7 protein-coding genes and 1 pseudogene are annotated in these 10,809 nt (G+C 70.0%); 6 read left to right on the top strand and 2 right to left on the bottom strand.

Annotated features, from left to right (window positions below):
• Nucleotides 1–342 precede the first annotated feature (342 nt).
• Nucleotides 343–809, top strand: a pseudogene (locus tag ACZ63H_RS34565) (IS5 family transposase); the annotation flags it as partial.
• 147 nt (nucleotides 810–956) lie between these two features.
• Here the strand turns inward: ACZ63H_RS34565 and ACZ63H_RS34560 are convergent.
• Nucleotides 957–1,814, bottom strand: a complete 858-nt coding sequence (locus ACZ63H_RS34560; protein WP_469871959.1) for an alpha/beta fold hydrolase — start codon at nucleotides 1,812–1,814, stop codon at nucleotides 957–959.
• A gap of 119 nt (nucleotides 1,815–1,933) precedes the next feature.
• Nucleotides 1,934–3,418: a GMC family oxidoreductase gene (locus ACZ63H_RS34555; protein WP_469871957.1), complete on the bottom strand. Its 1,485-nt coding sequence runs from the start codon at nucleotides 3,416–3,418 to the stop codon at nucleotides 1,934–1,936.
• Between the two features lie 292 nt (nucleotides 3,419–3,710).
• Between ACZ63H_RS34555 and ACZ63H_RS34550 the strand changes: the two genes are divergently transcribed.
• The 5 genes from ACZ63H_RS34550 to ACZ63H_RS34530 all read left to right on the top strand — a co-directional run bounded on the left by ACZ63H_RS34550 (nucleotide 3,711) and on the right by ACZ63H_RS34530 (nucleotide 10,807).
• On the top strand, nucleotides 3,711–4,820 hold the full coding sequence (locus tag ACZ63H_RS34550) for an NAD(P)-dependent alcohol dehydrogenase (protein WP_469871955.1): 1,110 nt from the start codon (nucleotides 3,711–3,713) through the stop codon (nucleotides 4,818–4,820).
• Nucleotides 4,817–5,821, top strand: coding sequence for an ACP S-malonyltransferase (locus tag ACZ63H_RS34545; protein ID WP_469871953.1), 1,005 nt, complete (start codon nucleotides 4,817–4,819; stop codon nucleotides 5,819–5,821). The genes ACZ63H_RS34550 and ACZ63H_RS34545 overlap by 4 nt, the downstream gene beginning before the upstream one ends.
• Nucleotides 5,797–6,048 carry an acyl carrier protein gene (locus ACZ63H_RS34540; RefSeq protein ID WP_469871951.1) on the top strand — a complete coding sequence of 84 codons (252 nt, stop codon included), beginning with the start codon at nucleotides 5,797–5,799 and terminating at the stop codon, nucleotides 6,046–6,048. The genes ACZ63H_RS34545 and ACZ63H_RS34540 overlap by 25 nt, the downstream gene beginning before the upstream one ends.
• A complete protein-coding gene (locus ACZ63H_RS34535) occupies nucleotides 6,045–8,399 on the top strand; it encodes a beta-ketoacyl synthase N-terminal-like domain-containing protein (protein ID WP_469871949.1) in 2,355 nt (784 codons plus the stop codon). Before ACZ63H_RS34540 ends, ACZ63H_RS34535 begins: the two co-directional genes overlap by 4 nt.
• A gap of 83 nt (nucleotides 8,400–8,482) precedes the next feature.
• Entirely contained in the window at nucleotides 8,483–10,807 is a 2,325-nt protein-coding gene (locus ACZ63H_RS34530) for an SDR family oxidoreductase (RefSeq protein ID WP_469871947.1), read from the top strand.
• Nucleotides 10,808–10,809: the final 2 nt, after the last annotated feature.

Genomic DNA, 10,809 nt, shown 5'->3' with positions numbered 1-10,809 from the left:
TGAGAGCTGGACGATCATTCGTCGTCGATTCGCTGCGCATCTGGGTTAGGACCGTATCGCATACAAGTGGATCGTTGGACTGTGATCGGCGAAAGGACTCGCCGTGGGTGACGACGGCGCGGGGCGGGATCCTGCGCGCTGGTCCTCGATGGTGATGAAGGGATGTGTTGTCTGTGACTGCTCTGGCGTTGGCGCCGTCTTGGCGTAACGGTGTGATGCTCGCGGGGACGGCGGTGGGTGCGCTGGCCGCCACGGCGGCGCCGGCGAGCGCGAACATCGTCGGCGTGGGCAACGCCGCGTTCTGGCGAGTTCGCGCAGCCCGTCTGCGGCCCGGCCGCTCAAAGGGGAGCGCATACCGGACCTTCGCCGGTCGACCGGGGCAGGACGAGCAGCAAGCACCACCTGATCGTCGACCGGCACGGCACCCCGCTCGCCGTCACATTGACCGCCGGAAACCGGCACGACGTCACGCAGCTCTGCCGCTGCTGGACGCGATCCCACCGGTCCGCGGCCTGCGCGGCAGGCCCCGCCGACGGCCACGTCGGCTGTTCGCCGACCGCGGCTACGACTATGACAAGTACCGCCGCGTGCTCCACCGTCGCGGCATCACCCCGAGGATCGCCCGCCGCGACGTTGCCCACGGCTCTGGACTCGGCAGGACTCGCTGGGTGGTGGAGCGGACTTTCGCCTGGCTCCACCAGTTCAAGCGCCTGCGGATCCGCTACGGGATACGCGCCGACCTCCACCTCGGCCTGCTCCAACTCGCCTGCAGCATCATCTGCCTGCGCAAGCTCCGAACCTCATTCTGAAACGATCAGTTAGGCGGCGCACGCCCTGGTATCGGACCTCGCCCGTCGTCCGGCGACGCACTCCGCCTGCACCAAAGCCATCACCTGCACCACACCGCACTCGTCGGCCGGCCGCCATCAGCCGCGTCACCGACCTGTCCGGACAAGTCACCCAGCGTGCAGGAACGGGAGGACGGCGTCGAGTACTCTCCCCGGTGCTTCCACCGGCAGCAAATGGCCGGAGTGCGGGATCAGGACAAGGCGAGCATCCGGCAGCCGCCGGACCGCTCGCAGTGCCTGCTGGTACGGCAGCACTCGGTCCTGTATCCCCCACAGCACGAGCGTGGGCATGGTCAGGTTCCGCAGGTGGTCCAGGAGCAGGCGGCGCTGACCGAAGGGGCCGGTGATGGAGCGCTGGGCGCGCAGGGCCGTGGCGAGGGCTTCGGGCGAGGAGGCGGCCCTGACCTGGGAGTGCCACCATGACGGCGGCAGGTGCCCCGGGCGAGCGGCGCCGATCAGGGACAGCCAGGTGACGAGGAGTTCCGGACCGAGGGGAATATTGGGAGCGAGCAGCGAGAGTTCTCCGAGCGGAGTCGCCGCTCGGAGAACCAGCCCGGGATGCATGGCACGGCCCATGCCGGTGGAGCCGATCAGGACCAGGCGGGAAACGTGTGCCGGGCGCCGCAGGGCCATGTGGACCGCCACGGCACCGCCGAGCGAGTGGCCGACAAGAGCCGTCCCGCTGACACCGATCGTTCTGAGGAACCGCCACAGGAAGGCGGCTTGGGCGGCGGGAGCCGGGGCTGCAATGGGGTCACTGTTGCCATTGCCGGGCAGGTCGACGGCCAGGGCACGGTAGCGGTGGGCGAGTCCGGTCATCACGTCGCACCAGTTCTCCGCGACACCTCCTTCGCCGTGCAGGAGGAGGACGGGACGGCCGTGTCCGGCCTGGTGGAAACGGGTACGCACACCCTGCACGGTCACTCGGTGCGCGCTGACCTCCGGACTGGCCGTGCCGTACTCCACTGGTGCTCTCCTCGGTCTCCGCTGGATGCCGCATGGCCGGTGGCGGGGAGACGGAGCCCTGCGCCGGTCTCCGCTTCCCCGGTCCGGTACGGAGGGTTCCGGCCGGGCCGTGACGCCGCTCAGCGCATGGTTCTCGCGATGTGTTCCGCCGTCATGATCACCGTCAGGTTGGTAGGCGCCGAGAGGGCGTCGGGGAAGATGGATGCGTCGATGACGCGCAGGCCGTCGACGCCGTGGACGCGGCCGACGGCGTCCACGACCGCACGAGGATCGTTCGCGGGCCCCATCGGAGCGCTGGAGCTGGGGTGGTGGAACGTCCCCACCGACATCTTGAGAAGGTGGTGCAGGCGAGCGGGGGGCATCGCGCCGGGGTCGGGGAAGAGACGACAGGCGATCATCCTGGCGAGCGGATGGGTGCGTGTCAGGCGGTGCGCCAATGCCATGGCTTGAGCCAGGCGGTCCCGGTCCCGTTCGTCGATCAGCCACCTCGGGCGGATACGCGGTGCCGCGCGGGGATCGCGTGAGGCGAGGGTGATGGTGCCGTGGGAACGGGGCCGGGTCACCCCCGCGATCAGGGTGAAGGCGGGCACCGGTACGGGCATGACCGGTTGCATGATTCCGACGTGGAGATCGAGTTCTCCGGGTGGGGCCGATGCGCTCGCGGTCCAGACGGCCGCGGCTGCGACCGAGCGTGGTCGATCGGCCCGCCATGGCCAGGCGAGACACGGCAGTTGGAGGAGGGGATGGTCACGGTAGGTGGTGCCGACGGGCAGTTCCCTGACCATGGGGATGCCCATTTGCCGCAGGTGCCGCTGCGGGCCGATGCCGGAGCGCAGCAGCAGCGCGGCGCTGCCGTACGTGCCGGCGCTGAGGATGACGTCCGGGGCGTGCAGTGTGTCGCCACCGGCCAGCACGACGCCCGTCACCCGGTGACCGCGGACGAGGACGCGGTCGACGAGTGTGTCGCTTTCGATCCGCAGGTGTGGGCGCGCTCGCACGGAAGCGCTCAGATACGCCATGGCCGTGTTGACGCGCGTGCCGTGTACGGCGTTGACGGGGTAGGGGGCGGAACCGCGGGGTGCGGTGCCGTTGAAGTCCGTCGGTTGGTACCCGAGTCGGCGGGTAGCGGACAAGAAGCCCCTTTGCAGGGTACTGAGTTCGCTTCGGCGTAATTGGTGCACGGGCACGGGGCCGTTGCGGCCTCTGTGTGTCATGCACGGGGCGTCGGCTCGCTCCAGGCGTGTGTAGTCGGGGAGCACGTCCGGCCAGGACCAACCGGGGATTCCCCTGCGCGTCCAGCGGGCGAAGTCTGCGGGCAGGGCGCGCATGGCCACGGTGCCGTTCATCGCGGAGGAACCGCCGATCATCCTGCCGCGGGGCAGGGGGGCATGACTGGGGCGCGCGCTGTACCCCCAGTCGAACCCGGTGGCCCGGCCGATGAAGGCACTGGATGCCACGGAAGGAGGGAAGGAGTCGGGTGGGAAGACCGGGCCGGCTTCGAGCAGAACGACGCGGCGCCGTCCGTCCTCGCTCAGGCGTGCCGCGAGAACGGCCCCGGCGGTTCCACCGCCGACAATCACAATGTCATACGAATTGTGGCTCACTCATTCTCCTGCGGATGGGAGTCACCACGCCACAGACAATCGGCGTGTGGGAGATGACTGCGGCACGCAGAGCGTGCGCCGGTGGAACGCAGTCTCTTGCATGATGGCTACGCGCGCCTACAAAAGGAAGGCGGTCAACTGAATTCTGTGACAGGCCTCTTGACATGTCAATGACTTTGTTATCACTGTAGAAACGTATCCGCCTGACGCCCGGATCTCAGCGGTGCGGGTCGCGCTCCGGGGCGACACGCCCTCTTTTCGCTCCATTACTCCCCCGTGCGAGGTGAGTTCCATGCTGATCCGAGCGGCGGTAACCGACGCACCGAATAATATTTTTATCATTCGGGAAGTCGCTCTCGATCCTCCAGGGCCGGGCGAGGTGCTGGTGCGTATGGCCGGGACAGGGGTATGCCACAGCGACCTGATCGTCCGGGACGCCTGGTATCCGGTTCCCTTTCCCGTGGTTCTCGGCCATGAGGGCGCCGGTGTGGTGGAGGCCGTCGGGAATGAGGTGGCCGAGGTTTCCCCGGGTGACCACGTCGTTCTCAGCTTCGCCTCCTGCGGGTCCTGCACTCGTTGCCGCACGGGGGAACCCGCCTACTGCGCGGAGTTCCTGGCTCGCAACTTCGCCTGCGGCCGGCCTGACGGATCCACATCGCTGAGACAGGGCTCGAGCCGGGTGAACGGCTTCTTCTTCGGACAATCGTCGTTCGCCACCCATGTGCTCGCTCCGCGGCGGAGCGTCGTGAGAATCCCCGCCGACTTGCCGCTGTCACTGATGGGACCCTTGGGATGCGGTGTCCAGACAGGGGCGTGCGCGGTCCTCAAGGCGCTGCGCTGTGAGGCGGGAAGCCGGCTCGTCGTGTTCGGGGCGGGATCGGTGGGGTGCAGTGCGGTGATGGCGGCCGTCGTCGCCGGGTGCTCGACGATCGCGGTGGTCGGCCGGAACAAGAACCGCTTGCGGCTTGCCGAGGAATTGGGCGCGACACACGTGATCAACGCCGACAGCGTGAGCGTGACGGAATCATTGAGAGCGATTGCCAATGGCACGGGATTCGATTACACCATCGAGGCGACGGGTGTCCCCGGCCTGCTGCGGACGGCCGTCGACGTTCTCCACACGCGCGGCACGTGCGGTGTCATCGGTGCCGCACGTCCCGGGTCCGAAGTTGCCCTGGAAATGTCCGGCTTGATGTTCGGGCGGAGGGTGCGGGGAATCGTGGAAGGTGACGCGGTCCCCCAGGTCGACATCCCGTTACTGACTGCTCTACATCAGCGGGGTCTTCTTCCCTTCGACCGCCTGATCACCACGTACCCGTTCGAAGCGATCAACGAGGCAGCGCAAGATGTGGCCATAGGCAAATGCGTCAAGCCGGTTCTTCTTTTCGGGGAAGGAAAATGAGGACCGCCTTGATTTTTCCTGGCTTCGGCGCGTTCTACCCGGCCGCTTTTTCCGCGTGCGCCGAGGCGGAAACGGAAGCCGAACCGGTCGTCACCGAGGTCGACGAGGTCACGGCAAGGTACGGCCTGCCGTCCGTCCGCGAAGCCCTACTGGGCGCCCCTGATGCTGAAGCGGGCGCCGGTGTGTGGGACTGCCGTGACACCCGGGCCCTGGAGATCTTCGCCGGTCAGGTCGTCTGTCACCGGATCCTGCGTCGCCTGTTGGGCGTCCGGGAGCAGGTCGTCTGCGGGCACAGCCTCGGCGAGTACGCGGCGCTGGTCGCGGCGGAAGGACTGACGGTGCGGGCCGCGGCGCAGTTGCTGTGCGAGCGGATCACAGCGGTCCGCTCGCACGCCGTGCCGGCCGGGCGGATGCTGGCTGTGCCACTGAGCCGTGAGCGGGCGCGTCGGCTGGCCGCTCAAGAGGCGGACGTCGTCATCGCCGCCGTCAACGCACCGGAGCAGGTGGTGCTGTCGGGACCCGTCGAACGTATCGACCGCGTCTGGGAGACGGCACTAGCCGCCGGTGTGCGTGCGGTGCGTCTACGCACCGATCCCTGCCCGCACCACCATCCGTTGCTCACTCCGGTCTTCCGGCACTGTGCGGCGGCCTCCCGCCGGGTGCCGAGGCAGCGGCCTAGCCGCCCGGTCTACGGCCCGGTGCTGGGCCGCGCCTACCTGCCCTGCGATGATCTGGCCGAGACGCTGGCGTTGCAGATGGTGCTGCCGGTCGACTTCGCCCGGGCGGTGCGGGACCTGTACGACGACGGCATCCGGCTCTTCATCGAGTGCGGACTAAAACACACTCTGTCGGACCTGGTCGAAGCCGGCGTACCGGACGCACGAACCCTCGCCCCCTTCCGGACCAGGCTCAACCGCGAGCGCCTGTGTGACGCGAGTGCGGAGATCCGGGCCGGCACAACCACTGGAGGACCGGCATGCCCCTTGACCGCGACGAACTGATCAGCGAGTTGAAGACGATGTACGCGCAGGTACTGGAGTACCCGCCGGAGGTGGTCACCGACGACATCGACCTGGAGGCTGAACTGGGCGTGGACTCGCTCCAGCACCAACTCGTGCTCGCGCAGGTGTCGGACCGCTGGCAGCTGTCTCTGCCGCCCGAGGCGGATGCGCCCTCGCCTCTGACCCCTGCGTCGGTCGCCGACTACCTTCTTCACTCATCATCATGAGGGCGTCACTGCCCTCCCCGCCGCTGGTGGCCATCGTGGGAGCCGGACTGGCGGTACCAGGGGCCGCGAGTCCGAAGGAGCTGTGGAGACTGGTCCAGCGAGGCCGGCCCGTATTCCGTGAACCGTGCACCCGGTTCGCTCCGGAGGACTTCTGGGCGCAGGACCCCGCGGCCGAGGACCGCACTTACGGCCGTGTCTTCGGAGAGTTGACGGCTTTCACCCCGCATCCCCGCCTGGAGGCGTCGTGGACCGCTCCCGGCCAAGGCGACCTGCAAGCCGCCTGGCTGCGGCACAGCCTCCTCCAGGCGCTGGACGCGACGCGTGTCCCTCACGGCAGCCGGTTCGCCCTCTTCCTGGCAGCGACCACCGAAGCCAGCCACGAATGGGACGCCGCACTCGCCACCGATCTGACGACCGCCGGAATCGCCCGCGACCTGGCGGGCGACCAGGATGCGACCCGTGCCCGCCTGCGGGCGCGGCTGGCAGCGGCCGACCCCAGCGCGGCACACTCCCACCACCACTACCAGCCGCACACGCTGGCCCGCCGCGCGATGCAGGGCATCGTCCCGGACGGTACCCCGGTGATTGTCGTCGACAACATCTGCCCCGCGGGCCTGTACGCCATCGACCTGGGAGTCCGGCACCTGCTGGCCGGGGAGACCGATGTCGCGGTCTGCGGCGGGACCAGTTCCCACGGACCGCTGCGGCAGATCTACTTCGCCAAGATGGGCGCGCTGTCACCGAGCGGGCGGGTCCGGGCGTTCGACGCGCACGCCGACGGCACCGCCTTCTCCGACGGCGCCGCGGTGGTGGTCCTCAAGCTGCTGGACAGCGCCCGGCACGACGGTGACGAGATCCACGGCGTGCTGGTCGGCTTCGGCGGCGCGTCCGACGGCAGCGGCAAGGCCATCTTCGCGCCCCGGTCCGAAGGCCAGATCACCGCGATGCGACGAGCCCTGGCCGTCAACAGCCTGGACCCACAACAGGTCGGGTGGGTGGTGGCACACGGCACCGCCACGGTGACCGGAGACGCCACCGAGACGCGCTCCCTGGCCGCCGTCCACCCCCAAGGCGTGGACGTCACCTCCGACAAACCCGTCATCGGACATACCGGGATGGCCTGTGGAGTGATCTCGGTGATCCAGATCCTCAACGGGCTGCGTCGCGCCGTCGTGCCCGCCCAACCGTGTTTCACCACGCCACAGCACACCACGCCGGCCACTGTTCGGGTCCGTTCCGCCGAGCATCCGCTGCGGCCTGCCCGTTCCCCTTCCCGGAAAGGGGGGCCCGGTGCCGTCCGCCGCATCGCCGGCGCCTTCGCCTGCGGCCTGGGCGGCATCAACGGACACCTGCTGGTCCAGCATCCCGACAGTCCCGTGGACGGACTGGTCTCGGGCGCGCCCCGGGCGGATGACGAGGTGGTGTTGGTCGGTTGGGACGCCTTCCTACCCGGCGCACCCACCCGGCAGGAGGTGCACGACAACCTGATCGCCGGACGCGCGCCGTCCGCACAACGGTGCTTCCCCGAACCCCATTCCCTGCCGTCGTTCCTGGAGACCCGGGTCGCCCCGCGTGTCGCCGCCCAGGTCGACCGACTGCACATGATGGCCCTGGCGCTGGTCCGCTCGTCACTGCACGGCCCCGGTTTCGACGGGCCCGTACTACGCGCTCGTACCGGCGTGTTCGGCGCCCACTACGGGCCCACCCGGCTGGCCGCCGACTCCACGGTTCGGTGCTTCCGCACCCGGCTGGCACGGCATGTCGGCGCCGGTGACGACGGCGAGGCTGCAGCGCGGTTCTTCACCGAACACGCCGAACGCTCGGCTCCGGTCGGCCCCTACACCCTGGCTGGCCGCATGCCCAGTGTCGCCCTCGGCTGGATCGCCAACCGGTACGACCTGTACGGCCCCACCATGATGCTGGACAGCGGTCCGGACTCCGGGCTCGCCGCCATTCATGTGGCCGCCGACCACCTGCGCACCGCGGACCTGGACCTCGCCCTGGTACTCGGCTGCAACACCGCCCCACCGGAACTGGCTCCGCGTGAACTCGGAATCGGCACCGCCGATGTCGCGCAGGGACTGTTCCTGCTGATGCTCGCACGGCCCAGCATCGCCGCGAGCCTGGGCTGGCCGCGGATCGCGACGCTGCGCACCAGCCTGCTGCCGCCGGCGCCAGCCACCGACGCCCCGCCTTCGCGTCCCACCTACCTGGCGGCCGACGGGGCCATCGCCGTGCTGAGGGCCGCCCTCGCCGCGGGACCTGGCCCACACCTGGTGGCATCGGGCCGGCACGCCCCTGCGGTCACCGTGGAGCGGTGGACGGCCGCGCCGACCGCAAGGAGCAGGTGACCATGGAACGACACCTCACCGTCATCGCACCAGCGCCCGGAGGCCGTACACGTCCCGCGATCCCGCCCCTCGCATCCGACACAATGGTCCTCACCGACGATCCCCGCCTCGCGGCCCACATGGCCGCCCTGCCTCCGCCGTCCACACCACTCGTCGTGTGCACCGCCCCCACCGGACCGGGGGTCACCTATCTGGCCCGCGCGGAGGAAGGTGCCATCGAGGCGCTGTGGGGGCGACAGTCCGGCGGCTCGGGGCGCCGTCCGCTGCGACACGTCCGCGCGGTCACCGACCTGCGTGGCACCGCCTGGCCGCAGCTCCCCGGCCAGCCCCTGCTGACTCTGCAAGAGCTGCTGTTCCTGGCCGCCAGGCACCTTTCCTCCGACCGCCCGGACGGCTCCTCGCTGGCCGTCGTGGTCCTCGACCTGCTGCGGGGCGGAGTGCCGCACCCGCACGCGGCCCTGCTCACCGGCTTCGTGAAGTGCGCGTCCTGGGAGCTGCCCGGCACGCGCACCTACGCCGTTGTGACCGACAGCCCGCACTTCGACACGGCGTTGGACGAGCTCGCCCATGAGTCCGGGGTGACCGGTGGACTTCCGGTGGGGTACTACCGCGGCGGAGCACGCGGTGCCGAACGCCTGGTCCCGGCACCGCTCACCGTGCCGTCACAGCACGACCCCGTGACGGACGACACCGTGATCGTCGCCGTGGGAGGAGCCCGCGGTATCACCGCCACCGCGCTGTGCGGCCTGCCGGCCCGGACGCGTCCTGTGGTGTGGCTGCTGGGCAGCACACCGCTGGCCGCACTCGCCGACCGGGCACGTGAACTCGGCGACACCGGCCGCGTGGAGTACCTGCGCCGACAGCTCACAGCCTCGCCCGGTTTGCCGGTCGCCGAGGCCGGCGCGGAGTGGGACCGGTTGCACCACGCCCGGCAGGCCCTGCGCACCCTGGCCACGCTGCGCCGGCGCTGCGGCAGTACCCGGGTGCACTACCTGACATGCGACGTGACCAACCCGGCCGCGGTGCGGGAGGCAGCGGGGCAGATCCACCGCGTCAGCGGCCGTGTGGATCTGCTGCTCCACGCCGCCGGCATCGGCAGGGCACGGGCCCTGCGGAACAAGTCGCTCACCGCGTTCAGGGAGGTGCGCAGCGTCAAGGTGGACGGCTATCACAACCTCAAAGCCGCCTTCGCAAGCCCCCGTCCGGCGACCTGGTGCACCTTCAGCTCCATCGCCGGTGTGCTCGGCCTGCCCGGCGAATGCGATTACGGGCCGGCGAACGACACCCTCAACGCGGCGGCCCGCTATGAAGTGCTGCGGGGACACGACGAACGGGCGATCGCCTGGACGATGTGGAGCGACTCGGGGCTCGGGCCGCGCGCCGGTTTCACCGACCTGACCCGTCGCACCGGTCTGCTGAGCCTGCTCGGTGACGCCGAGGGGCAGCGGCTGTTCACGGCGGAGCTCACCGCGCCACCCGGTCTCGGCAACGCCGTACCGGTCTTTCTCGGGCGGCCGGAGCGGCGCACCATCGACGGACACTGCCCAGGCCTGGTCTCGCGGCAGCCCGCGTTCGCCTTCTTCCACACTCGGGTCCCGCGCCTCCCCGACGAACCCTCCACCTGCGCGGTGTGGCCGGTGGACCTCCGTCCGTACCCCTACCTGCTGGGCCACCAGCGCAACGCCACCGCGCTGCTGCCCGGGGCACTCGCCGTCGAACTCGCCGTCGCGTCCGCCGGGCACCTCGTCCCCGGTGGAACGGCGCGCGAAGTCAGCCGCATCCGCTTCCACGCACCCATCGCCGTCTCCCCGCGGCACACCCGCTACGAGCTGTACGCCGCCTACACACCTTGCCCGGGCGGCCCGGGCCTGGTGCGCGTCGAGATCCGCAGCATCGCCCTGCCAGCGGCTCCGCCACGGCCCCGGCCGGGCCTGCATTTCTCCGCCGATGTCATCATCAGTGTGCCTCCCGTGCCGGCGTCGCCGCCTCCGCCCCGTGCCTCTCTCCCCCGCGGCCGGCCGTTGCCCCGCGGCGCCGCCGTCCGGCTGTCGCGGCCTTTCGACACCGTCCGCCTGCTTCGCGTTGACGAGCAGGGAGTACGCGCCCGGTGCCACCTGGATCTCACCGGCCAGGACACCCAGCACTTCGCGCGGATGGCGACCTGCTGGCTCGTCATGGACGCGGTACTGCAAACGGCGGGCTACCTCGCACCCGGACGCCTGGCCACGCCTCGTGCCGTCCACCGCATCCACCTTCCCGCCGGCCTTCCCAACGACCACGCCCTCGCCACCAGCGGCGCGGACATCATCCTCATCGCCTCACCCGAACGCCACCATGCCCACGCCACCGCGACCACCACGCACGGGACCACCGTGCTCGTCCGCATGGAGGGCTTGGAGCTGGCGTGAAG

The sequence above is a fragment of the Streptomyces sp. NPDC104831 genome, assembly GCF_055583025.1.
Note: the sequence above shows the minus strand (reverse complement) of the source record. Positions and strands in the feature narration are given on the sequence as shown.

Bases quoted from the DNA above. Each gene is read 5' to 3' on its own strand.
- ACZ63H_RS34550 (WP_469871955.1), top strand. From the start codon at position 3,711: ATGCTGATCCGAGCGGCGGTAACCGACGCACCGAATAATATTTTTATC.
- ACZ63H_RS34545 (WP_469871953.1), top strand. From the start codon at position 4,817: ATGAGGACCGCCTTGATTTTTCCTGGCTTCGGCGCGTTCTACCCGGCC.
- ACZ63H_RS34540 (WP_469871951.1), top strand. From the start codon at position 5,797: ATGCCCCTTGACCGCGACGAACTGATCAGCGAGTTGAAGACGATGTAC.
- ACZ63H_RS34535 (WP_469871949.1), top strand. From the start codon at position 6,045: ATGAGGGCGTCACTGCCCTCCCCGCCGCTGGTGGCCATCGTGGGAGCC.
- ACZ63H_RS34530 (WP_469871947.1), top strand. From the start codon at position 8,483: ATGGTCCTCACCGACGATCCCCGCCTCGCGGCCCACATGGCCGCCCTG.